Origin of the sequence: Microbulbifer sp. ARAS458-1 (genome assembly GCF_045348205.1) — a bacterium.
In the GTDB taxonomy this organism is placed as follows: Bacteria; Pseudomonadota; Gammaproteobacteria; order Pseudomonadales; family Cellvibrionaceae; genus Microbulbifer.
Map to the genome: position 1 here is coordinate 2,399,141 of NZ_CP155838.1, position 24,064 is coordinate 2,423,204.

At 53.2% G+C, this 24,064-nt stretch carries 17 protein-coding genes; 8 read left to right on the forward strand and 9 right to left on the reverse strand.

Annotated features, from left to right (window positions below; genetic code table 11):
- Positions 1 to 21 precede the first annotated feature (21 nt).
- The 5 genes from AAFH99_RS09875 (at position 22) to AAFH99_RS09895 (ending at position 5,565) form a co-directional block, all read left to right on the forward strand.
- Positions 22 to 480: an adenylyltransferase/cytidyltransferase family protein gene (locus AAFH99_RS09875; RefSeq protein ID WP_406827640.1), complete on the forward strand. Its 459-nt coding sequence runs from the start codon at positions 22 to 24 to the stop codon at positions 478 to 480.
- Positions 481 to 545: 65 nt separating this feature from the next.
- Entirely contained in the window at positions 546 to 2,072 is a 1,527-nt protein-coding gene (locus AAFH99_RS09880) for a LicD family protein (protein WP_406827641.1), read from the forward strand.
- A 79-nt stretch (positions 2,073 to 2,151) separates the two neighbouring features.
- A complete protein-coding gene (locus AAFH99_RS09885) occupies positions 2,152 to 2,829 on the forward strand; it encodes a hypothetical protein (RefSeq protein ID WP_406827642.1) in 678 nt (225 codons plus the stop codon).
- Between the two features lie 203 nt (positions 2,830 to 3,032).
- Complete coding sequence (locus AAFH99_RS09890; protein ID WP_406827643.1) at positions 3,033 to 4,247, forward strand: NAD-dependent epimerase/dehydratase family protein; 1,215 nt, start codon at positions 3,033 to 3,035, stop codon at positions 4,245 to 4,247.
- A 79-nt stretch (positions 4,248 to 4,326) separates the two neighbouring features.
- Positions 4,327 to 5,565, forward strand: a complete 1,239-nt coding sequence (locus AAFH99_RS09895) for a hypothetical protein (protein ID WP_406827644.1) — start codon at positions 4,327 to 4,329, stop codon at positions 5,563 to 5,565.
- A gap of 53 nt (positions 5,566 to 5,618) precedes the next feature.
- Here the strand turns inward: AAFH99_RS09895 and AAFH99_RS09900 are convergent, their stop codons facing one another.
- The 8 genes from AAFH99_RS09900 to AAFH99_RS09935 are packed head-to-tail and all read right to left on the reverse strand — an operon-like array spanning position 5,619 to position 14,627.
- Complete coding sequence (locus AAFH99_RS09900; RefSeq protein WP_406827645.1) at positions 5,619 to 6,563, reverse strand: hypothetical protein; 945 nt, start codon at positions 6,561 to 6,563, stop codon at positions 5,619 to 5,621.
- A gap of 50 nt (positions 6,564 to 6,613) precedes the next feature.
- A complete protein-coding gene (locus AAFH99_RS09905) occupies positions 6,614 to 7,420 on the reverse strand; it encodes a glycosyltransferase family 2 protein (RefSeq protein WP_406827646.1) in 807 nt (268 codons plus the stop codon).
- A 26-nt stretch (positions 7,421 to 7,446) separates the two neighbouring features.
- Entirely contained in the window at positions 7,447 to 9,171 is a 1,725-nt protein-coding gene (locus AAFH99_RS09910) for a BatD family protein (RefSeq protein WP_406827647.1), read from the reverse strand.
- Between the two features lie 5 nt (positions 9,172 to 9,176).
- On the reverse strand, positions 9,177 to 11,054 hold the full coding sequence (locus AAFH99_RS09915; RefSeq protein WP_406827648.1) for a VWA domain-containing protein: 1,878 nt from the start codon (positions 11,052 to 11,054) through the stop codon (positions 9,177 to 9,179).
- Positions 11,051 to 12,100, reverse strand: coding sequence for a vWA domain-containing protein (locus tag AAFH99_RS09920; RefSeq protein WP_406827649.1), 1,050 nt, complete (start codon positions 12,098 to 12,100; stop codon positions 11,051 to 11,053). Before AAFH99_RS09920 ends, AAFH99_RS09915 begins: the two co-directional genes overlap by 4 nt.
- On the reverse strand, positions 12,093 to 12,695 hold the full coding sequence (locus tag AAFH99_RS09925) for a DUF4381 domain-containing protein (protein ID WP_406827650.1): 603 nt from the start codon (positions 12,693 to 12,695) through the stop codon (positions 12,093 to 12,095). The genes AAFH99_RS09920 and AAFH99_RS09925 overlap by 8 nt, the downstream gene beginning before the upstream one ends.
- Positions 12,692 to 13,660 (reverse strand): DUF58 domain-containing protein, encoded by a 969-nt coding sequence (locus tag AAFH99_RS09930; RefSeq protein ID WP_051686920.1) that lies wholly within the window; start codon positions 13,658 to 13,660, stop codon positions 12,692 to 12,694. Before AAFH99_RS09930 ends, AAFH99_RS09925 begins: the two co-directional genes overlap by 4 nt.
- Positions 13,661 to 13,667: 7 nt before the next feature.
- The gene (locus AAFH99_RS09935) at positions 13,668 to 14,627 is read right to left on the reverse strand and encodes a MoxR family ATPase (RefSeq protein WP_043318081.1); all 960 of its coding nucleotides are present in this window, start codon (positions 14,625 to 14,627) and stop codon (positions 13,668 to 13,670) included.
- A gap of 366 nt (positions 14,628 to 14,993) precedes the next feature.
- Here AAFH99_RS09935 and AAFH99_RS09940 point away from each other — a divergent pair, with 366 nt between their 5' ends.
- Both AAFH99_RS09940 and AAFH99_RS09945 read left to right on the forward strand, forming a co-directional pair.
- Entirely contained in the window at positions 14,994 to 19,883 is a 4,890-nt protein-coding gene (locus AAFH99_RS09940) for an NAD-glutamate dehydrogenase (RefSeq protein ID WP_043316521.1), read from the forward strand.
- Positions 19,884 to 20,005: 122 nt separating this feature from the next.
- The gene (locus AAFH99_RS09945) at positions 20,006 to 21,052 is read left to right on the forward strand and encodes a quinone-dependent dihydroorotate dehydrogenase (protein WP_406827651.1); all 1,047 of its coding nucleotides are present in this window, start codon (positions 20,006 to 20,008) and stop codon (positions 21,050 to 21,052) included.
- A gap of 181 nt (positions 21,053 to 21,233) precedes the next feature.
- Here the strand turns inward: AAFH99_RS09945 and rmf are convergent, their stop codons facing one another.
- Positions 21,234 to 21,437, reverse strand: coding sequence for a ribosome modulation factor (gene rmf / locus AAFH99_RS09950; protein WP_406827652.1), 204 nt, complete (start codon positions 21,435 to 21,437; stop codon positions 21,234 to 21,236).
- A 382-nt stretch (positions 21,438 to 21,819) separates the two neighbouring features.
- On the opposite strand from rmf, the gene rlmKL reads away from it, so the two are divergent.
- Positions 21,820 to 24,042, forward strand: a complete 2,223-nt coding sequence (gene rlmKL, locus AAFH99_RS09955) for a bifunctional 23S rRNA (guanine(2069)-N(7))-methyltransferase RlmK/23S rRNA (guanine(2445)-N(2))-methyltransferase RlmL (protein WP_406827653.1) — start codon at positions 21,820 to 21,822, stop codon at positions 24,040 to 24,042.
- Positions 24,043 to 24,064: the final 22 nt, after the last annotated feature.

The window sequence follows — 24,064 nt, forward strand, 5'->3', positions numbered from 1 at the left end:
TCCAGTTTTGTGAGAGTTGATATGAGTAAAACAGTTATTACCTATGGCACATTTGATTTATTTCATGTTGGACATGTGAGATTGTTAAAGCGGTTGGCCAATTTGGGTGACCGGTTAGTGGTCGGATGCTCGACGGATCAGTTCAATGAACTGAAGGGTAAGCAGACTATTATGAGCTATGAGCAGCGGAAAGAAGTTCTTGATTCGTGTCGTTATGTGGATGGTGTGTTTCCGGAATCGAATTGGGAGCAAAAGCGAACGGACGTAATTAGAGAAAAGGCGGATATTTTTGCGATGGGGGATGACTGGGCTGGGAAGTTTGACGACCTTTCTGACATCGTAAATGTAATTTATTTGCCTCGAACCCAGGATATTTCCACCACGGAAATTAAAGAACTTGTGGCGTCAGTGAAACAAGACAAAAAGCAGGAGTTACTCAATGTCTGCGATCACTTGATTTCGCTGGCATCGCGATTGTAGAGAAACACAACTGAAAGTTTGTGTCTTGTGTATTTTAGAATTAATGATTTGGTAGGGGCTATATTTTGGGCGAGTTAATATTGCAGCAGGGGAAATTGGAGGGTGCCCGTTCCTTCCTGGTCGCTCCTAAACTCGAAATTGAAGTCCCCGGCCTTGATCTGTTTGCCTTTGTATTGCCGGTAAATGCGCAACTAGATCGCCTCATTGTATCTCTTGAAGATGTTAACAACCTGCACTTGTCGGAAATTGACTTGAAAATCGAGGGGGAGTGGGTCTCGTTACGTGATGGAATCGTGGGAGACTGTTCGCAGAGCTCCATCATGCGCAACGATCAGCGCTTTGCATTGGAAAGTTGGTTGAGTCGAAAGTCCGCATTTTTTTGTACAAAAAAAGAGTGCCAACCGTGGGTGAACTTTTCTCTTGATAAGATATACACAATAGAAGCGATTCGACTACTCAATCGACGCGACGGCCTATGGGATAGATCGCGAAAAATACGGATTGACATAGAGACTGAAGCCTCAGACAAACAATGTATTTTTGATGGCTCGTCATCTGTCTCGGTATTATCCTTTTTACATTCAAAGCTCCAGCAGCTCGATAGAGAACTACTAATCCCATCACTGGGTGAACATGCTGGAATTACCTTCAGAGTTCTTGACCCCGCTCTACGGTCGCGATTTGGGTTCTGGTGTTTTTATCGATACCTCCCGCGGCTTATCGGACGAGTAGCTTCTGTCTTAGAGGCGTGCCTGGAACGTAATTTCGAAACGTATCAGCAAGGCTCGGAGGAGATCTGGAAACTTTGCTGGATCTGTATGCAATTAGTTGATATTCCCAATCTCGCACTTCGCAAGGTGCTTATTTCGGCTCTTATTTTATCTGGAAAAGGGCGACACGCCTTTCGCTATTTCAAGCATACGATCCGAGATTGGGGTGATGAAGAGGTGAGTGCTCTTGAGTCTATGGTTGCCCGCGTGGGCGAAAAGTTAGACGGCACGCCACTGATTATTGGTGCCCACGATTTTAGTCGTTCGCTAAGAAGTTACCCCAAGGACAACTTGTTTGAAACGGTAATCGATGTGCTGGATGTGTGCCGTCTTGATGAGGACGTCTTTGCGTCAATGATTTGTTACGGAACACTATTGGGGCTCTATCGGGATGGCGACTTCATTGCGTATGATGATGATATTGATTTGCTGGCAGTTGTAGATAGCTGTCATTGGGGGGGTATCGAGCCGTTGTGTAACAGAATAAAAGTAGAGCTGCGCAGGCGAGGCTTGACCGTTCGAGAAACCAGTACAAACGATAGTTCTCGGACACCGCTACTTCAAATTTATTCCAAATCTCACCCAGTCAATGTCGATTTATTTTTTGGCTTTTTAGCCAGGGACCGAATTAAACTCCCGATGGCGAAAGTTCGCTACGCTGATATTCCCGCTAAGCTACTTCTCCCTGTCCAGAAGTGGCAGTATGAAAAGTACTCTATGGACGCACCTGCAGATATTGAGGGCTTTCTCGAGTCAAGATATGGTACTGGCTGGGTTTCGCCTGACCCTCTGTTTCGGGCGAATGAATATAAGAAGGGGTAACTCGACCTCTTGCTAGCTTTTGTGCGAGGAAGCTAAGTGAGTTTCAAGATTTGGTTATAAGGGCGAAATGAACGTAATAGTGTTTCAACATGACATGTATCGTCGAGTCGGGTTATTTCGGAAGCGAGTCGATTACTATAGAGATTTATATGCGGGTAATATTGAGTTAAATTTACTTGCATTTGATGAGAAGAGAGCAAAAAAATTCATAGTTCGAGAATACGGTAATACTTGGCTTCACGTCTATGAAAATTGTATTCCGTGGGCAATGAAGTCTGATATTTTCCGTGTTCTGGCTACTTATAGTTTGGGTGGCCTTTATATCGATTCGAAGTTTGCCGTTAAGTGCGTTCCTAAATTTGTAAAAGAGGAGCCACAGAAGCTGCACGTTTGCGAGTGGCATGATGGTGGGATTTTGAACGGTATTTTTTATGCGCCAAAGAAACACGCTTTGCTCGCCGATCTGATGGCCGATATATACTCAAATATAACTGCTCCAAATAGATCAAATTGTGTATTTAGCGCTACTGGTCCGGCAGTTTGGCGGCGATTACTGTGTGACTTGCCCGAGGGGGTCAATGGTCCGTACACGGTAAAGCCTGGCTTAGTGGATTTAGTGTCCGTGTTTTCCAAGCGAGCATTTTTTAGGCATTTTGGTGATCATTTAGACGTCGAGAATACTCGTGGAACGAGCGAACATTGGTCGGTTTTTCAAAAATCGAACCCGATTTTTCGTGACGCGGATATAAGGAAATAAACTGCATCATTTTACTCGTAATGTAAGTGCGAGTCCTCTTGCGCTTGAAGTTATCCTTTCATTTACCTCTCCTTTCATGTGCCTGTAACCTTTTAATCATATTTCCGTAACCTTATCAAAATATGATTGCCTAAATTTCAAGGGTTTGACTCTTCACCGTAACGTTTTGACGAAGCGCTAGCGGTGCTAACTAGGTGGTCTGTATGAAAAAGGTATTGGTTCTCGGTGGCGACGGATTCTGTGGCTGGCCTACTGCACTTCACCTGTCCGAGCATGGGCATGAAGTGCTTATTGTTGATAATTTATCTCGCAGAAATATCGACAACGAGCTGGGTGTCACATCTTTGACGCCTATTTGTTCTATGGAGCAGCGTCTTTCTGCCTGGAAGGAGGTTAGCGGGAGAAATATTCGATTTGTGAACATCGACATCGCTACAGAATATCGGGAACTGCTGGATCTAATTCTGGCGTTTGAGCCGAGCACGATTATTCATTTTGCAGAGCAGCGTGCTGCGCCATATTCAATGAAGTCGGCTAAGCACAAGATATACACCGTAAGCAATAATTTAAATGCCACCCACAATGTGTTGGCAGCGATTGTGGAGAGTGCTTTAGATATCCACCTTGTTCATCTGGGAACTATGGGTGTCTATGGATATGGTAGCGCGGGTATGAAAATCCCCGAGGGCTACTTGAATGTCAAAATCCCGAAAGATTCTGGTGATGTCATAGAGCAGGAGATCCTGTATCCGGTAAACCCCGGAAGTATCTATCACATGACCAAAACACAGGATCAACTCTTTTTCGCATACTATAACAAAAACGATAATCTCCGAATCACCGATCTTCATCAGGGTATTGTTTGGGGAACTAACACTGTAGAAACCAATCGTGATGAGCGACTTGTTAACCGCTTTGACTATGATGGGGATTACGGAACGGTATTGAACCGTTTCGTTGTACAGGCGGCTGTCGGTTTCCCCCTTACTGTGCATGGTACAGGTGGGCAAACTCGGGCATTTATTCATATCCAGGATACTGTGCGCTGTATTCGGCTTGCTGTAGAGAACGAGCCTGAGACTAATGAGCGCGTCCGAATCTTTAATCAAATGACGGAAACACATAAAGTCAGGGACTTGGCCAATTTGGTTTCTGATTTATCCGGTGTTGAAATCAATTATATGAGCAACCCTAGAAACGAAGCGCCAGAAAATGACCTTCACGTATCGAATGACTGCTTTCTGGCTATGGGGCTAAAGCCGATACTTTTGTCTGAGGGGTTGTTGGCGGAAGTAAACGATGTCGCCAAGAAGTACGAGCACCGCTGTGATCGTTCTAAGATTCCATGTGTTTCTTATTGGACGAATGCGCAAAAGAATAATGCAGTTACTGGCGAGACTGCGCTGCAACCGGCTTGATGCATCCGGGGCGAGGGGGCTATTCAGTTCCCCGCCAATCGATTGATTGAATAGGCAGTATACCGAGGCTCATTTCCTGATGAATTACTCCACTGAAGAATTTTTGGCAAAATTGGTTAACTCTGATACGCCTCGGCAGCTCGTTGACGAAATTGGAGCCTCATTTACATCGAGTGAAGAGCGATTGTGCTATTTTGTCGAAGCTTGCGATATGGCGCTCCGAAAGGGACAGCAGCAGTTTGGTATGTTGCTCAACTTGTTTTGCACATTCTTGGTGGGCAGAGGCGATATCGATTCCGCACATTCGATTATTTTCAGATATCAAGACTCTAATTTAGCTGTTATCCCGATTAACCAGTCACAAATCATGTTTCGCAGAGGGAACATTGATTCCGCTATTGATTTTGCAAGAAAGATTAAAATTAAGTGTAATTGGTCTGCATCTATAGCCGCCAATTTGTTGCTGACGTATCACGACTGGGCCTATTTAGGGGAAACCCTTGGAAAAATAGAAAAGCATGCTCGTCCGGACGTTTTTCGTGAAATTTTGAACAAGTTTCAAATTTTCACACGGCACAATGTCGTTGATGGGTTTAACGCATCTGTCCCTATTTTCTGTATCAACCTTGATCGCGATGAGCATCGCTTTATTGGACTGGAGAAGCTATACGGGAAAACCCTATGTAAAACACAGAGACTCCCGGGAGTACTCGGAAGTTCAGTCCCAATGTTGATGCGAAAATCCGTATTCCGAACACAGCTTCCGCCAAACTCCATCGGCTGCTGGACATCCCAAATTCGCGCACTAGAGCGTGTAGTGGAGTCCGGCGAAGACTACGGCCTTATTATCGAGGATGACGGATTACCAGCGTTTCAATTCAGCTTTTCGAGGTTACTGGAGGTTGCGCCAAAAGATTTTGACATTTGCTTTCTGAATGATCGGTCCATTCCTGGCTGGTGGCTAGATTCAAATCGAAAGCTAGATCTACTCAACGTTAATGAAGTGTACAGCGACGTGGCCGAAAGTGTGAGAGCTATCGGTGCTGATGGGTATCTGGTGTCACGTGTTGGTGCAGAGAAAATTTTGGAAGATTTGGCTCGGAACGGCGCGGCAAAGCACTACGATTGGCAGATATACTCATACGGAATTGGTAGTATCTCGCCTGATGATGATCGTCATGTTAGCAAGATAATTAGAAGCACTCGTCAGATCTCGTCTAGTGATCTGCGCCTAAATTCGTATGTTTCTTCAATTCCTTTTGTTGTGCACCGACCTATGGGATTTAATGCCCGAATCCATTTTAGTGCGAATGCTTAATGTGTAACGCGAAACAAGAATTTGATGTGTCTGTCTGTATTTTTCGTTTTAAGTCACTTGTTATCTATTAGCTCGGAAAGTACAACCTTCATTTGGCGCAGCTCGGATTTGCTTAATTTGTAGCTGCGCGCTGGCGTTTCGGCTTCATAGTGGAAAAGCTCTTTTTCAGAAAAGTATCGCTGTGCAACCTCTGAATCGCGTCTTCTGTTTCGTGTTATCAACCATTTAGAGATTAAGTGCGGAGTTTGCACGCGCTCGGAAGGAAACTCCTTGTTTAACAGCGGCAGAGTCATATATAGGCGGTGCTGGCAATATTTTAGGGCTTCGTCTGTTCTGTTTAAATGCAATTTAAACTGCAATACTTTTTGATTGAGTGAGGGGTTGGTGGTGGACTTTGCAAGTCTTGGTATTTTCTCTATATCAATGCTGAGTCCATGGGTTAGGAAGTCGGCGCGAATATCATTGTTTGTAAGGAGCTCGCGCTGAAATCGTCGAACAATTAACCTACCTGGAAACTGTTTCTCCCAGCGCTGTAGGAATCGACGATAATTTACCGAGTAACTGGTAAGAAAGTAGCGTCTTATTGAGCCCTTATAATTGCTCGCGTGAATCCACTGTGTGTATGCGGATGCTAAATAATCGACATGATTACGAAGGTAAACGACGACTTTAGTATCATGCTTTCGAAAAAGCCTTTTTATGAGCTGTGGGTGACAGTTCTGAAATGCTTCCGAGCTCAATATAGGTGTGAACTGATCGTTATCAAGTAGTTCTTCGTTCAAGGCTGCTGGGAGGCTTGCCCCTGTTAGCGGGCTGATAAATCCCGTAAATCGACCTGCATTTGGCTCGGCGATTTTATGATGCCCGCGACCTTTCCGTGCTTCCTTGGGGTAGTAGTAACCAAAATCTTTGAGCACGTTTGTATTTTCTATAAGCCAATTTTGTATTGCGCTGCTACCAGTTTTGTGGCGCCCAATATGGAGTATCAATTTTTGCATTATTCTGTGTATTCTGTATCCAGTCTCATCCGGATTGCCATCTAGTCGGGTTACTTTGAATTCGCGAGTGTAAAGCGAATCGCACTGGTTACATGGTATACCAGTTGTTTCGTTGGTAAGCCTCTGCTTTTCCGGTTGCCAATATGAGTGGCTTTTACAGATGGTATGTAATATGTGGGCTGCTCTACTAATCCTGCTCTACGGCAGATGTCGGCATCCTCATAGTACATGAAGTATTTTTCATCAAAACCTTGGATTTCCTCGTATGTGCTAGCCCGAAAGCACAGGTATGCACCAGAGGCCCAGTCGGTTACCTCGTTTCCATGTCTAATTCGCTTTTCTACGTTACTTTTCTTGCTGTTAAAAAAGTATCTATAAGCAATATCTTTCAGAGTGGGAAATGAGCGGATGTTATCGTCTGGTGTTCCATCAGGTTTGAGTAAGTTGGGAGCTGCGACAGTATATTGGTTTGCTTTCATAATCTCTGATAGTTGGATAATGTCAGCTGCCGAAGTAATAATGTCTGGGTTAATGCAAAAAAAGTAATCATCTTCCTTGAGGCCTAAATTTTCTTTCGCGTGACGATAGATTTTATTGTTGTTCGCTCCGAACCCTTGCTGTGTAATATTTTCAATCAGCGGGAGGTTATGTCTGTCGCAGTAATTCAACAGTGCAGTGTCAGGGACGTTGCTAAGAATGATTGGGAAAATTTTCCCCGAAGATTTCCTCCACCTATGTGGGCGAAGGTCTTCTGCAACATTGCGTGCGTGTCGGTGAGAGACAATAGCCACAAAAATTCTGGCAGTTCCTGTCGAGGTTGCTGCCGTCGTAAGGCTAGAATGATCGTCTGTTTTCATCAAATTTTTTTGTATCGGTATATTCCCTAGTTTCCCGCAAAAAGCTTGGGCAGGACATTATCATGGGACTCTGGGTGCTGGGCGGAGCTTTCTTCAATTAATCTCTGAACGAGTATTTGAACTAGCTGTCGATTAATGGGCTTTGCTGGGTTTTGATAAAGCGCATCATTAATTTCCTTTTCTAGTTTTTTCAGCTCTGCTCTGTACTTTGGTGGGTGGTTGGTGTATTTCCGATTATCTGTAGCTACTTCCTTCTTCCAGCTAGTCAACGCAGCTTGCAGTTCTTTTGCTGAGCCTGATTGGGCTGCGCTATATAAGTCGTGACCTGAGTGAATTGCAGGTGCTTTTGGCTCGTTAGTATATTTATTTTGGTGTGGTCGTCTTGATATATACAGGTATAAGATCCAGAACAAGTGGGATGCGATTGCCGCAATAGCTACTTTCTGCCAAAACCCTGGTTCCACTTCTTTTACGCTAGCGCTTTGATTAGTGGGAGTCGAGAGGTTATCGGGCGCGGTAGTATTTGCTATCGGAGCCCCAGAAACATTAAATCGAAATGCCGGCAACTGTGTAGCCCGCTGACGCCCGGTTTTCGTATCCCACCAGGTGATTGTGACAGCCGGTAGCTGATAGATCCCCGGCTTTGTTGCGACGATGGCTGTCGTTTCTATGCGACTACCAGTAATACCCGTAACACTCGGTTGATCCTCCTGTTGCGGCTGATCCGGGTAGGTTTTCAGGCCCTCGATATTGAGCTTTTGCAGGGGGGGTAATTGGGCGGCTCTCAGCCCCTCCGCACGCAAGGTAATAATCCGTGTAATCGGCTCGCCCACTTTGAACTCTTCCGGGTCTTTGGACCAGCTCTGTACCAGCCCAAGGCTGGCCGCAGGTAGCCAGTGGCTCCCGCTGTAGCTATCGGGCTTCGGTTCTACCTGTACGGTCTTCGCTTCGGAGCGCAGTCGGATGCGCTGCGCATTGCGGTTAAACAGGGAAAAGGGGTCTCTTCGGCCGGTGACGGCGACGTAATTGAGCGCGGGGATTTGTAGCTCGCCTGAGCTTTCGGGGAATACAGCATACGTCAGTTCGTAGACGGCATGGCCCACGCCTTTGATTCTGCGCTCGAAGCGTTGTTCATCCACCTTTTCCACGTGGGCACCGGGTATCTGCAGGGGGTCGGTGGCGATGTCGTGCAGGCCTACGGTGGTGTAGAGGCGGACTTTGACCAGGAGCTGTTCCTGTACGTACAGCTTGTCTTTGTCCAGCTCAACTTCCAGAAATGCTTTGCGGTTGTCGCCACTGGGTGTCTGGCCGGCTTTGTTGACGGTGATGGGGATGGCGTCGGAGATCTGGCCGTGCAGGTGTAAGGAGGGGACGAAGAGTTTGCCTTCCTTCAGTGGGGCGAGGATCAGGGTCCACTCGACGAAGCTCTCTGCACGGCCATTGATGACGCGATACTGGTTGGACTGCTGGCGGGAGAGGACTTCGAAGTCCTGTTCCAGCAGGTTGAAGTCTGGCTGGCCGCCGCTTTGGCTGCCACTGTAACGCAACGTGAGGGTAAAGGTCTCGTTGATAGCGAGTTCGTTGCGGTCTACGGACGCGGTCAGGTCCTGGGCGCTGGTTGACAGTGAGACCAACAGGAGGAGTGGCAGCAGGATAAGATAGGCGAGCCGGGTGGATCGTGTGGTTTTCGCGCGTGCGCGCGGTTCGCCTGCAGGCAGGCTCCTACGTGGGGGAAAGGAGTAGTTTTCCACTTGGCTTACCATCTTTGGGTGGCTCCGTTTTCCGGGGGTTGCCATTCGCCAGCGCGATAGGCACGGCGGCGCTGCAGGCTTTCATATTTGAATTTTTCGCGCATCAGACCGGCGGGGTCGTCCGGAATTTGCCGCAACCACTGATCCAGGGCCTGCTGGGTTTCCGGGTCCAGTTCAGTTTGCGATTCCTGTGGTTGCCCATTGGCCGGCTGTTCGGACGCTTCGCCGTCCTGGTTTTGGTGCTGGCTGTCGGCCTGCTGCTGTTGTTCTTGCTCAGATTGGTCCTGCTCACCCTGGTCGGCGTTTTGCTGTTGCTCTTCTTCGCCCGTCTGCTGCTGGTTCTGGGACTGCTGTTCCTGTGAGGACTGGTCGGAGTCGCCTTGCTGCTGATTCTGCTGAGATTGATTCTGCGACTGTTGATCCTGCTGTTGGTCTTGTTTGTCGTCCTGATTCTGTTGCTGATCGCCCTGTTGGGATTGTTGGTTTTGTTGCTGTTGTTGCAGTTTTTTCAGCTCTTCGGCAATTTGCTTGTTATGGCGCGCGTCGGCGAATTCCGGGTTTTGCTGGAGGGCCCGGTCAAAGGCTTCGATGGCCTGATCAAACTGGCCCTGTTGGGTTAGGCTGTTACCGAGATTGTATAGGCCCTGTGGGTCAGTGCTTTCGGCGAAGCTTTTTGCCGCTGCATCGTATTCACCGGCGCGATATTGCGCGGTGCCACGCCATTGGGAGTTTTCAAAAATCTCTGCGGCGGCTTGAGGGTTACCTTGTCGAAGAAGCTTTTCTGCCTGCTGGTTTGGCGTCTGCCAAAGACCGTTGGCTTCCTGCGCGCTGGTCTCGGGTGCGGCCAGCATTGCCATCAATGGAAGGCTCAGTGGCAGCATGCAGGCGAGTGTGCCTTTGCGGAACAAAAGCAGGGTAAAGGGTAATAGCAGCAAGACCAGCCATGGGCCTTCTTCATTCCACTGATCGAATTCCCGCTCGGTAAGCTCTGCCTGTTGTGGGGAGGTGTCTTCCGGTAGAACTCGGGCAATATCACTGTCATCCACGGTGATCTGGGCGAACTTTCCACCGGTGTTGTTGGCCAGTCGCTGCAGTTCGCTGCGGTCAAAGTTGGCAATAATAATGGAGCCGCTGTCATCGGTAATAAAGCCACTGCCCGTGTTCTTGGGTATTGGACTGCCCTCACCACTGCCAACGGCGAGAATGGAAAGGGTGGCATCGCTATTGTTCACTTCGCTTTTGATTGTGCTTACCGCGGCTTTGTCGATACCGTCCGTAACGGCCAGTAATCGTCCGTGACCGCCCGCGCCGTCTTCCAAGAGTCGCAAGCCCTCTTGAACTGCCATTTCGATATTACTTCCCGGTACGGGCATGATACGTGGCGAAAGAGACGGAACCAGGTTGGCAATGGTTGCGGTGTCATCGGTCAGTGGTGTGACGATATGGGCCTCGCCGGCGTAGGCGACCAGAGCGGTCAGCCCGTCTTTACGCTGTTTCAGGATGTCGAGAATTTTCAGTCGGGCGCGGGTCAGCCGATTGGGTGAGAGGTCTGTGGCCATCATGGACGGTGACAGGTCCAGCAGAATCACTACTGCGTCCTGATTACTGTACACCGGGGTGGGAAGTTTGCGCCAGGTTGGCCCGGCGAGGGCCACAATGGCACAGGTCAGTAGGGTGAAGATAAGTGTGAATAGCCAAGGACGTTTTTCACCGCCTTTCAGCAACAGGTGTGGGAGAAGGTCGGGATCGATGATCTTTTGCAGTCGGCCACTGGCAAACACCGTGCGTGCCAGTGCCCAGCAAATCAGTGCAGCGGGCAGGATCAACAACAGGGTTGCCGGGCGCAGAAAATGAAACTGGTGAAGGTCGGCGAAAAAGCTCACGCGGGTTGACCTCCATTCCGCTTGCTGGCACGTCTACTGTTGCGCAGTTGCAGCTCCGAAACCCCGGAGGTTATCAGCGGTAGAGCGGCCCACAAAAGTGCTGACAGCAGGGCGAGACCCAGTGGCCAGATGTACAGGGACTTCAATGGTCGGTAGGTTTCCGCTTCCTGTTCTACCGGCTCCAGTCGATCCAGCTCCTCATATATCTGCACCAGCTCCTGGGGATTGTGCGCGCGGAAATATTTACCGCCGGTCTGGTCGGCAATGGCCTGCAGGGTGTCGCTGTCGAGATCCCGGGATGGGTTGACCCGGCGCGCGCCAAAACGGGATCCCAGCAGGCCGGGCTGGACCATTTCGTCGGCACCGACGCCAATGGTGTACACGCGCACACCGGCTTGTTTGGCCAGTTCAGCCGCTTTCAGTGGCGCCACCTCGCCGGCGGTGTTGGCACCGTCGGTGAGCAGAATGAGTACGCGCTGATCCGCCGGTCGTTGGGTAAGTCGTTTTACCGAAAGGCCAATGGCATCGCCAATCGCGGTGCCCTGGCCGGCAAAACCGATCTGGGCCTCATTGAGTAGAGTATCGACGGTTTGGCGGTCGAAGGTGAGCGGTGCCTGCAAATAGGCGCGGGTGCCGAACAGCACCAGTCCAAGACGATCGCCTTTACGGCGCAACACAAAATCACCGACCACGTTTTTTACCGCAGTAATGCGCATGGCGGGATTACTGTTCAGGATCATGTCGGGAGTTTCCATACTGCCGGAAATGTCCACGGCGATCAGCAGGTCGCGGGCGCTGGTGGTCTGGGTAATGGGTTCACCATACCACTGGGGGCGGGCGGCGGCGCACAGCAGCAACGTCCAGAGCATCCACAGCATCAAAAGATTCCAGCGGTTTCCCGCGGCGCCGCCACTTTTTCGCGGCAGTTGCTGGTAATAAGGTACCTTGAGGGCGCTGCTCAAAGGTTCGCTTTTCGGCAGCAGCTTGCGGGCCAGTAGCGGCAGTGGCAACAACAGGAGCACCCAGGGAAGGCCGAACTCAAACATGCTCGGCCTCCTGCGTGCTTGGCGGTTCGGTCTGCGTTTGAGAATTCTCCAACACCTGGTGATTGCGCACCCAATCCAATGCGTATTGCTGCAGTATCTGTAGATCCTGCGCATCCGGTTCCCGCGCGCTATACAGGCTTTCCAGGATGGCGCGGCGGGCAGGCTCGGGCATGGGTGTGTCTGCGGTGGACTGAAGAAATTCGATCCAGCGCTCGCCGGTCAGTGGGCCGCACTGGGCGCGGCCGAAGGTTACCACAGCGACCCGTTTTAGAAGGACGTTGATGGCTTCCACCACCCGCGGCTGCTGTAGGTCGAGCTGTTTCAGCAAGCGGGCGCCTTCGACTCTGTACATTTTCCTCTGACGCTGGCGGCGCAGATAAAAAAATAGCCATACGGTGGCAAAAGCCAGCGCAATCAGCACGCCTGCGAGAATCCACCAGCCGGGCGCCAGTGGCCACCAGCCGATGGGGGCTGGCTCATGGATATCTTTGAGTTGCTCCAGCAGTTGCTGCATTTCCGGTGTGATTTGCGGCGGCTGTTGGGTTGGCTGTTGGGGCGGTAGGACCTGCTTGACAAAGGGTCCGAAGGATTTCACGGGTGCCTCCGGCCCGGGGCGGGCTGCCTGTCGCCATAGGTGGCGAGCAAACGCGGCACCACCGGCTGGGTATTGTCAAAGTCCAGTAACGGCAGACGCAGCCGGCGACACAGTTGCGCGGCGTTTTCCCGCATTTCTTCCTGGTGACGGGCGAAAATCTGCCGCAACCCCTGATTCCCTTTTCCTAGAAAGGTGCGCCGCTGGCCGTCGCTGATGGTGACGGCCTGATCCGGCAGTTGCTGTTCCAGCGGATCGGTTACCCGCAGCACCTGGAGGTCCGCGTGTCGGGTGAGTGAGTAAAGCGCCTGCTCGCAACTTTGGTCGAGATCATGACAGTCGCTGATCAGAAACACGGCACTGCCGGGGCGGGCGACACGGCGGGCTTCTTCCAACAGGGTGGACAGCGCCTGGGAACCATTGGCGGGAATCGGGCTGTCCAGGGCGGAGGCGGATTCCACCATGCCGTGAATGGCGGCGAGCACGGCGTGGTGGCTGCGCCGCGGGCGCACGGTGTTGACGTCGTTATCGTCGAATATCAGCGCGCCGATCCGATCCCCGTGTTGCAGGCCGGCCCAACTGAGGGCGGCGGCGATACTGCAGGCCGCAACAGATTTGAATGCTTTCTGACTGCCGAAGAACATGGGAGAGCGCAGGTCCAGCAGAATCACCACCGGGCGCTCGCGCTCTTCCTGAAACAGTTTGGTGTGGGTTTTACCGGTGCGCGCAGTTACCCGCCAGTCGATGGAACGCACATCGTCACCGGGCTGGTAATACCGCACTTCCTCGAAATTCATACCGCGCCCGCGGTAGCGGGTCAGCAGGTTGCCGGCCTGGTCGCTGCGGCTGACTCTGGGTTTGAACAGGCGCAACTGGCGGGCGATATGACGCAGGCGCACCAGTGGTGCTACCTCGGGGTAGGCGCCCTTTAGTTCCAGTTCGTTGTGGTTCAGTGCTTCGACCACCATCAATAACCTAGATCGCCGGGACCAGTTGCAGCAGGCGGCGGATGACACGGTCGGCGTTGGCGCCGGCAGCCTCGGCTTCGAAGCTCAGTAGCAGGCGGTGGCGCAGTACATCCGGGGCAATTGCCATGACATCGTCCGGGGTGACGTAATCGCGCCCGGCGAGCCAGGCGTAGGCGCGGGCGCATCGGTCCAGGGCGATGGTGGCGCGGGGGCTGGCCCCGAAATCGAGCCAGCTGGCCAGTTCGTCGTCGTAGCGCTGGGGTTCGCGGGTGGCGATGATCAGCTGCACGATATAGGTTTCCACCGCTTCCACCATGGTCAGGTCGAGAATTTCCTTGCGTGCCGCGAAGAGGGTTTCCTGACTGATGATGTTTTCCGGGCGGCCTTCACCGTGGCTGGCTTCCGCACGGGCGAGCTTGAGGATCTTGGTCTCCGCTTCCGCATTTGGGTAGCTGAGATTGACCTGCATCAGAAAGCGGTCGAGCTGTGCTTCCGGCAGGGGGTAGGTGCCTTCCTGCTCGATGGGGTTCTGGGTGGCCATCACCAAAAACAGTTCCGGCAGGCAGTAGGTTTTGCGGCCCACACTGATCTGCCGCTCTGCCATGGCTTCCAGCAATGCAGATTGCACTTTGGCCGGCGCACGGTTGATTTCATCCGCGAGGATCAGGTTGTGGAATACCGGGCCGGGTTGGAAATGGAATTCGCCGGTCTCCGGTCGGTAGATATCGGTGCCGGTAATGTCAGATGGCAAAAGGTCCGGGGTGAACTGCACCCGATGGAAATCGCCCTCGATGGCATCTGCCAGGGTTTTGATCGCTTTTGTCTTGGCCAGACCCGGCGCTCCTTCAACCAGGAGGTGCCCGTCGGCCAGCAATCCTATGAGAATCCGATTGACCAAAGCCTCCTGGCCAATAATCTGCTGCTCCAGCCAATCACCCAGAATTTTTATCTGCTGGCGTGTGTCCATATCGTCACTTCTTTTGCCGATTTCCTGTTTCAATACGCTGCCGCGGAGCGGTGGCTATCTATGCTTTTTGAGGTGCCCTCTTATATATAGCCACTTGTCCGAAGTCTGCGGGCAGGTCGATTTTAGCGGCAGTTGGCTGAGAGGCAAATGCCGCAAGGTCTTCCCGCACTCAAAGGCGGAAGAGTAGACAATTATTCTGTCGTTTTGTTCTACCTTGTAAGCGTGTGGCGATGAATGCCGGCGCAAAAAGGTGAATAATACGACAGGTAGATTCAGGCGGGTGGAGCTTGGCACCCGGTGTGCCGGCTCAGATCAATCAGTCGGATGCAATGACGATTGCACCGGGATGGGAGGACGTACGTGAATATGGCGACGGTGATTACCGATAGCCGGGAAGAGCTGCTGGAACAGGTCGGCAGTGTCATTCGCGATAAGCTGGGGGACAAGGCGGGGCCAGTGGAGGCCTTCGCCGAGCAATTTCTGAATCAGTACCCGCTGGAGGATCTGGCGGGAAGGCGGCTGGCGGATGTCTACGGGTGCATATACACCTGTTGGGACTTTATTCAGCAGCGAGGTGGTAGTGAACCCAAAGTGCGGGTGTACAACCCGCGCCTGGAAGAGCATGGCTGGGAGTGCTCCCATACTGTGGTGTGCGTATTGCAGCGTGATATGCCGTTTCTGGTGGATTCGGTACGCATGGAGATCAACCGTTGCAATACGGTGATCCATTCCATCAAAAGTACTGTGATGCAACTGCAGCGGGACGACAGCGGGCGTCTGCAGCATCTGATATCGGCCACCCATCGCCAAAGTGAAGACCGCCAGGATGACCCGCGCATCACCAGCGAAGCGCTGATCTATCTCGAGATCAACCTCGATACTAGCGCCTCCCATGCGTCGGACATGGCGCGGGCTCTGAAAGATGTGCTCGGCGATGTGGAACTGGTGGTCGACGATTACGTGCCGATGCTGGATACCTGTGCGGCCATGGAAGATCAGCTGCAGGCCGGTATTGCCGATAACGACGCCAACCTGGACGAAGCCAGTGCCTTTCTGCAATGGATGCGTGACGGTAATTTCACTTTCCTCGGTTACCGGGAGTATGAATTCTCCCAGCAGGGTGACAAAAAAGTCCTGCACGAGGTGGAGAACCGCCGGCTGGGTATCTTTAAAAAGCTTGAAGAGAGTGCCCAGCCCACTCCCGAGTACGCCTTCAACGAAGGTAAGCAGCGGTTCTATCAAGGCCCGAACTTCCTCACCTTTGCCAAATCCTCGGTGAAGTCCCGGGTGCACCGGGCGGCCTATTCGGATTACGTCAGTATCAAACGCTACGACGACAAGGGTGAGGTAATCGGAGAGTCCGCGTTTATGGGCCTCTACACCTCGCCGGTCTATACAGAGAGCCCGTCCAAAATCCCGATCATTCGCCGCAAACTGGCCTCAGTGATTGAGCAGAGCGGCCTTGCGCCCACCAGCCATGATGGCAAGGCGCTGAAGCGGATTCTGGACACTTTCCCTCGGGACGAGCTCTTCCAGAGCAGCACCCGTGAACTCTTCGACACTACCCATGGCGTACTGGCCATGAATGAGCGCGCACGCCTGCGCCTGTTTATGCGCAAGGACCCGTTTGGCAAGTTTGTGTCGGCCATGGTGTATGTGCCGCGGGACCAGTTTAATAGTGAGGTGCGGGAGAAGATCAGCGACCGTATTGCCCGTGCAATACACGCTCTGGATTCCGATTTCACCACGTACTTTTCCGAATCGATTCTCGCCCGGGTACATCTGGTGTTCCGGGTTGACCCCAATGAACCCGTGGAATTTGATGTAGCGCGACTGGAGGCGCAAATCGTGGATATAACCCGCAGCTGGGAAGACGTATTCCATAGATCCCTGATTGAAACCCACGGGGAGGAAGAGGGCAGTCGCCTGATCGGCACCTATGGCCAGGCATTTCCTGCCGGTTATCGGGAAGACTTTGAACCTCGTATCGCGGTACAGGATGTCACCTCCATTCAGGAGCTGAGTGACAACAACCGGGTAGCCATGAGTTTTTACCAACCGGTAGGCGCGGAACCCGGCAGCCTGCGGTTCAAAGTGTTCAACGTTGGTGGAGGACTGACCCTCTCTGACGTGATCCCGGTACTGGAGCACCTGGGGCTCAGGGTAATGGGCGAGTTCCCCTACACCATTCGCCCTCGCGATAAGCAGGACGTGTGGATGCACGAATTTCATCTGGAATTCGGTCTGCCCACTCGCATCGACGCGCAGGCATCGCGTTCCCTGTTCCAGGATGCTTTCGCAGCGATCTGGGACGGAGTCGCGGAGAGCGATTCCTTCAACCGCCTGGTGCTGGCAGCACGTCTGAACTGGCGCGAAGTCACCATGCTGCGTGCCTATGCCCGCTATCTGAAGCAGACCAAGTTCAGCGCCAGCCAATCTTATATTGCGGCGACGTTGGCGAATCATGTGGAGATAACTCGCAACCTGGTGGCCTTGTTCCGCGCCATGTTTGATCCGCGGATCAACTCTGCCGACCGCCAGGATCAAGCCCGGGTAGAGCGCCTGATCAACAAAATTCACGACGGCCTCGACGCGGTGGACAACCTCAACGAAGACCAGGTAATCCGTCGCTATCTCGATCTGATTCGCGCGACCCTGCGTACCAACTTCTTCCAGCTGGATGAGAACGATCAGCCCAAGGATTACATTGCCATCAAATTCAGCCCGCGGGATATTCCGAATATCCCCGAGCCCCGCCCGCTGTTCGAAATTTTCGTCTATTCGCCGCAAGTGGAGGGGGTTCACCTCCGTGGTGGCAAGGTGGCGCGCGGTGGCCTGCGCTGGTCCGACCGCCTGGAAGACTTCCGCACCGAAGTGCTGGGCCTGGTGAAGGCACAGAACGTGAAAAATGCGGTAATTGTCCCCAGTGGCGCCAAAGGTGGTTTTGTGGTGCGCAAGCCGCCGGCCGACAACAGTCGCGAAGCGTTTATCGAGTCGGGTATCCAGTGCTACAAGACCTTTATCCGTGCCTTGCTTGATGTCACCGACAATCTAAAGGATGGCGAGGTAATTCCGCCCGAGCGGGTAATCCGTCGCGATGAAGACGACCCCTATCTGGTTGTGGCTGCCGATAAGGGTACGGCGACTTTCTCAGATATCGCCAATGGCATCGCCGCCGAGTATGACTTCTGGCTGGGTGATGCCTTTGCCTCCGGTGGCAGTAATGGCTATGACCACAAGAAGATGGGTATTACCGCGCGCGGCGCCTGGGTATCCGTGCAGCGCCATTTCCGTGAGATGGGCATCAATGTGCAGACCGAGAATTTCTCGGTTATCGGCATTGGTGATATGGGTGGGGATGTGTTCGGCAACGGTATGTTGTTGTCGGAACATATCTGCCTGAAGGGCGCCTTCAACCATCTGCACATCTTTGTCGACCCGAATCCGGATGCCTCCAGTAGTTACCACGAGCGCAAGCGGTTGTTCGAGCTGCCCCGTTCCAGCTGGGCAGACTACAACCTGAGCCTGATTTCAAAAGGCGGTGGAATATTCGAGCGCCGTGCCAAGTCGGTGAAAATCAGTCCGGAAATGAAGCAGGCATTTGGTATTGAAGCGGATCAGCTGACGCCGAACGAGCTGATCAGTGCGATGCTGAAAGCGCCGGTAGACTTGATCTGGAATGGCGGTATCGGCACCTACGTAAAGGGTACTGCGGAAAGTCATGCCCAGGTCGGGGACAAGTCGAACGACAACCTGCGGGTCAATGGCAATGAATTGCGCTGCAAGGTATTTGGTGAGGGCGGCAACCTGGGTATGACCCAGCGTGGCCGTATCGAATTTTCGTTGAAAGGCGGCCGCTGCAACACCGACTTTATCGACAACGCCGGCGGCGTGGACTGCTCGGACCACGAGGTGAACATCAAGATCCTGCTGGACAAGGTGGTTGCCAACGGAGATCTGACCGAGAAGCAGCGCAATCAGCTGCTGGAGGAAATGACCGAATCCGTGGCCGAGCTGGTTCTTACCAACAATTATGATCAGACCAGCGCATTGAGTGTGGCTGCCTATCAGGTGGGCGACCGTTTCGATGAGTTCCGTCGAGTAATCAATGCCCTGGAGAGTGAAGGGCGCCTGCGTCGTCAGCTGGAATTTATTCCGGACAATGACGTGCTCAACGAGCGCCAGAGCAAGGGACAGTATCTTACCCGCCCGGAGCTTTCCGTTCTGATTTCATATGTAAAAGTGAAATTGAAAGAAGAGCTGCTGGGTGCGGACATCATCGACAACGATTATGTCCAGGCAGCGGTGGAGTCGGCCTTTCCACCGGCGCTGGTGGCGCGCTACAAGGCCCTTGTTTACGATCATCAGCTGCGTCGAGAGATCGTTTCCACCCAGGTGGCCAATGAAATGGTCAACAGCATGGGGATTACGTTCTACCACCGGATCAGTGGCGCCACCGGTGCAGATATTGACACCATAGCCGCGGCCTACATCAGCGCCCGGGATGTTTATCTGATGCCGCAATTCCAGGACGGCGTGGCTCTGCTGGATTATCAGGTGCCGGCCGAGATGCAGCTGCAGTTGATGAGTTCCATGATAGGCCGCGTGCGCCGAGCCACCCGATGGTTTGTGCGCAATCGTCGCGGCGAGCTGGATCCGGCAAAGGAAAGTGCACTCTATCAGGAGCCGGTTCAGCGTGTGATTCGCGCTCTTCCGGAAGTGCTGAGCGGTGAGCCTCTGCGCGAATGGCAGTCTCGTCACGAGCAGCTGATGGCGGCGAAGGTGCCGGAGGATCTGGCATTGCTGGCCGCATCGCCGACCTATCTGTTCTCGGCATTGGGTATTTCGCACACCGCGGCACACAGTGATCGCCCGGTGGAAGAGGTGGCCAAAACCTACTTCGCACTGGCGGACCGCCTGGGGCTCTACTGGTTTGGTAATCAGATTATCGACCTGCCGTCGGAAACCTTCTGGCAGTCACAGGCTCGGGAAACCAGTATGGATGACCTGGATAGCCAGTTGGCCCGCCTGGCCACTCATATCCTGCGGTTGGCCGGGGATGATGGTCTGGATGTCGACAGTGCGGTAGAGCACTGGGTGACCCTGATGGCGCAGTCCATTCAGCGTTGGGAAAGCCTGATGAAAGAGCTGAAATCTTCTACCCAGGGGGATTTCGCCATGTTCACGGTGGCCCTGCGTGAGTTGATGTACCTGGCAAACGCCACCGCGGATCAGGAATCCCTGTTGACCGACTGAGTGAGGGCCGGTTTTTCGTCCGGCCTTAATTCCGTACAATAGCCAAGCCCCATCCGGACCCGGTTCCGGTGGGGCTTTCTCGTATGCAGTGATCTAAAACGAATTCAATCGCCAGGAAGCCCATGTACCAGCATTTACGCAAAGCCCTGTTTGCCCTTGATCCCGAGCGTTCCCATCATTTGTCGATGGATGCCATTGGTGCGGCGGAGCGTCTGGGGCTGATGTCGCTGTTTAGCAAGCCGGTACCGGATGACCCGGTGGAATTGATGGGACTGACGCTTCCCAACCCCGTGGGGCTGGCCGCGGGGCTGGACAAGAACGCCCAGGCCTTCAACGGGCTCGGCGCCCTCGGGTTTGGGTTTGTAGAGGTAGGCACTGTGACCCCGCGCCCGCAACCGGGTAATCCGCATCCGCGCCTGTTCCGCCTGCCCGAGGCAGAGGCCATTATCAATCGTATGGGCTTCAACAACGAGGGCGTGGACTACCTGCTGGAACGGGTAAAGCGCCGCCGTTATTCGGGGGTGCTCGGAATCAATGTCGGCAAAAATTTTGATACCCCGGTAGAGGATGCGGCGGATGATTACTGTATTTGCATGGAAAAGGTGTATGCCCATGCGGATTACATTACTGCCAACGTGTCTTCCCCGAATACTCAGGGGCTACGAGACCTGCAATTTGGCGATAGCCTGAGCCAGCTGCTGAATGCGCTAAAGGAGAAGCAGACGCAGCTTGCCGCTGAGCACGATCGGTATGTGCCTCTGGCTGTAAAGATTGCCCCGGACATGGACGACGATGCCATTGCACAGGTGGCGAAAACCTTACAGGAGCATGAAATCGACGGAGTTATTGCAACCAATACCACTATCGACAAGTCTTCCGTGGAAAATATGGAACACGGCGCGGAGCAGGGTGGCTTGAGTGGTCGCCCCCTGACCGCGCGCTCCACAGAAGTCATCCGGAAACTGTCCTCTGCTCTCGACGGCAAGCTGCCGATTATCGGTGTGGGGGGGATTTTTGACGGTGAATCGGCGGCGGAGAAAATCCGCGCCGGTGCGACTGCGGTCCAGATCTATTCCGGCTTCATTTACCGCGGTCCGGAAGTCATTCGCGAAGCTGCAGCGGGTATTGCCGAGCTCCACAAAGCCCGTGTAATGGAACGAGCGAAGTAATCCGCAAAATAGCCTATCGAGCAAAAAAAATCCCGAGCCATGCATATCGCGCTGGCTCGGGATTTTCTTACCCAATAACGAAACAAGCACGTGACAAACGTATGCGTTACATTGAGTAAAACCGTTAAGTTTTCAGTGTAGAAGTTGTTGTCGAAAGAGAGGTGATTTCACCACCTGTCCGCTACATACTCTCCATGCGCTGGGCTTGGGCGGCACGCCCGAAGCCACTCCAGATATCCTCTCGCCCCTGTCGCCACCCGTTCACCCATTCCTGGTGTAGTGATCCGTTCTCGTGAGGGCAGCTGTCATGGTTTCTGCCCTGAATGGCAGCAACGTAACCTTTGTGGAAAGCTCTATCGTTCGGATTACGTTTTTGGCGTTTCATAGATGTGATACCTCATTCTGGTTTTCGTGTCGGCCGTTCCAACGGAAGGTCCGAGCCGACGTCACTCATTTTCCCCCCTTCCTGATTTCCAGCTTATTGTGGAGCCTGGCCGCTGAGAAGAGCTGCAGTTAACCAAATTCACGCGCCACCGGGAACGAACCATTTTTTATGAAAAGCCACGGGTTTAGGCACAATCCATCTAGGCCGAGAAAAGTTGTCTTGGGCAGGAGCAGAGCGGGCAGAACAGAATCTCCGATTGCGGTATGCTTGCGCCACGAATGCACCGCGTGGCCAGAATGGCCACGCCAATTCTGCCAGAATGGCATTGATTATCACCGCAGGGAAATCGACTGTGACTCTGCGGCCCTGTGAGGTTTATCCCTTGACTGAGAAGTACCAATTTACCGCCACTTGCCCGAAAGGCCTGGAAAATGTCCTTGCAGAGGAGCTGCGGCAGCTGGGTGCGACCGTTGAGAAAGAACAGCCGGCGGCAGTGCGGTTTGTGGGCGATCTTGCCATGGGCTACCGAGTCAATCTGTGGAGCCGTATTGCCAATCGGATACTGTTGAACCTGGGGCAGTCGCGGATTGAGGACGCGGAAGCCTTGTATCGCGCGGTGGCCGATGTGCCCTGGGAAGAGCACATCAGCCCGAATGGCGTGTTATGGGTCCAGTTTTCGGGGACCAATGGGCAAATTCGCAACAGTCAGTTTGGTGGGCAGAAAGCCAAGGATGCGATCGTTGACCGCTTGCGCAAGGTTACTGGTGCACGCCCGGATGTAGACAAGCGCGAACCGGACCTCTCCGTCATGTTGCGGTTACACCGTGATCTGCTGGAAATTGCCATCGACCTCAGCGGCGACAGCCTTCACCGTCGTGGCTACCGCACACATATTGGTGCCGCTCCACTCAAGGAAAACCTCGCCGCGGCTCTTCTATTGCGTGCCGGTTGGCCCAAAATTGCCGAGGAGGGCGGGGCCCTTCTGGACCCCATGTGCGGTTCCGGCACTTTTCTGGTGGAAGCGGCCCTGATGGCCGCCGATGTAGCGCCGGGTCTGCTGCGCGAGGTGTTCGGTTTCGAACGCTGGCTCAATCACCAGAGTGATATCTGGTTGTCCCTGCGCGAAGAGGCGTTGCAACGGCGCGCGGAGGGCCTGGCAAGAGCCCTGCCGGAAATCCGCGGTTACGATGCCGATGCCAAGGTTCTTTTTGCGGCTGAATCCAATATTGCGCGGGCAGGTCTGGACAAACATGTGCGAGTCAGCTGCCGGCCGGTCGCCGCATTCAAGGTGCCCAGTCACCGGGAAGTGACCCCCGGACTTGTGATTGTTAACCCCCCTTACGGTGAACGTCTTGGTGAGCAGGAGGCCCTGCGGGAAACCTATGCCGAACTGGGGCAGCAACTGAAGCGGGAGTTTGGCGGCTGGAAAGCGGCAATTTTTACCGGAAACCCGGAACTGTGTCATTCCACCGGTCTTCGTTCCCACAAACAGTACAAGCTGTTTAATGGCAGCATCCCCAGTCAGTTGCTCCTGTTTGACGTACATGCGCAGACTGGGCGTGGGGCGGAAGGCCGCGCGCCACGCTTGTCCGAAGAGGCGCAGATGGTGGCCAACCGCCTGCAGAAAAACCTCCGTACGACGGGTAAGTGGGCGCACCGCAACGGAATTTCTTGTTATCGCCTTTACGATGCGGATCTGCCCGAGTATTCGGCAGCGATAGACGTTTATCAGTCTCTGCAAGGGGAGCACTTTGCGCACGTTCAGGAATATCGCGCACCGGCAAATATACCGGAACAGAAAGCGCGTGCTCGTCTGATGGATCTGGTGCGCGCGACCCGTCAGGTGCTGGATTTGGCCCCGGAAAATATCTCTATCAAAGAGCGCCGCCGCCATAGCCATAAAGACAGTGGCAGTCAGTACCAGAAGCAAACAAACCACAGGCGTGGTGGTCGTAAACGCGATGATCAGAACCCGGAAGGTGCACGCACTTTCTGGGTGGAAGAGTACGGCGCGAGACTGGAAATCAATCTGTGGGATTATCTGGATACTGGCTTGTTTCTGGACCATCGCCCGGTGCGTCAATACCTGAGCAGGCTGTCCAGCGGCAAGCGGCTATTGAACCTGTTCTGTTACACCGCAACCGCCACGGTACAGGCAGCTCTGGGTGGTTGCAGTGAAAGTACCAGTGTGGATTTATCTAAGACCTATCAGGCCTGGGGGCAGCGAAATTTCCGTGAAAATGGCTTGGACTCGTATCGCCATCAACTGGTTGAGGCCGATTGCCTTCAGTGGCTGAAGGCCGCCCAGGACAATCGGCGCGGGCATTACGATGTGGTTTTCCTCGACCCGCCAACCTTCTCGAATTCCGCAAAAATGCAGGGCATCCTGGATATCCAGAGGGACCACCCAGACCTGATTCGCCAGTGTATGGCGTTACTGAATAGCGGTGGTGTGTTGCTGTTTTCCAACAATCTGCGCAGCTTCAAGATGGATGAGAATATCCAGAGTGCGTTTGCGGTGGAAAACCTGTCAGCCAGATTGCTGGACAAGGATTTTCAACGCAATCCGAAGATCCACAACGTGTGGGAAATTCGCGCGCGTTGAGCTGCGCGATCTCATTTGTGTG

What these genes read in the sequence shown, in the direction of transcription:
- rmf (WP_406827652.1), bottom strand. Translation starts at nt 21,437, where the DNA reads ATGAAACGCCAAAAACGTAATCCGAACGATAGAGCTTTCCACAAAGGT.
- AAFH99_RS09930 (WP_051686920.1), bottom strand. Translation starts at nt 13,660, where the DNA reads ATGGTGGTCGAAGCACTGAACCACAACGAACTGGAACTAAAGGGCGCC.
- AAFH99_RS09935 (WP_043318081.1), bottom strand. Translation starts at nt 14,627, where the DNA reads ATGGACACACGCCAGCAGATAAAAATTCTGGGTGATTGGCTGGAGCAG.
- AAFH99_RS09920 (WP_406827649.1), bottom strand. Translation starts at nt 12,100, where the DNA reads ATGTTTGAGTTCGGCCTTCCCTGGGTGCTCCTGTTGTTGCCACTGCCG.
- AAFH99_RS09875 (WP_406827640.1), top strand. Translation starts at nt 22, where the DNA reads ATGAGTAAAACAGTTATTACCTATGGCACATTTGATTTATTTCATGTT.
- AAFH99_RS09940 (WP_043316521.1), top strand. Translation starts at nt 14,994, where the DNA reads ATGGCGACGGTGATTACCGATAGCCGGGAAGAGCTGCTGGAACAGGTC.
- AAFH99_RS09890 (WP_406827643.1), top strand. Translation starts at nt 3,033, where the DNA reads ATGAAAAAGGTATTGGTTCTCGGTGGCGACGGATTCTGTGGCTGGCCT.
- AAFH99_RS09895 (WP_406827644.1), top strand. Translation starts at nt 4,327, where the DNA reads ATGAATTACTCCACTGAAGAATTTTTGGCAAAATTGGTTAACTCTGAT.
- AAFH99_RS09945 (WP_406827651.1), top strand. Translation starts at nt 20,006, where the DNA reads ATGTACCAGCATTTACGCAAAGCCCTGTTTGCCCTTGATCCCGAGCGT.
- AAFH99_RS09900 (WP_406827645.1), bottom strand. Translation starts at nt 6,563, where the DNA reads ATGCAAAAATTGATACTCCATATTGGGCGCCACAAAACTGGTAGCAGC.
- AAFH99_RS09905 (WP_406827646.1), bottom strand. Translation starts at nt 7,420, where the DNA reads ATGAAAACAGACGATCATTCTAGCCTTACGACGGCAGCAACCTCGACA.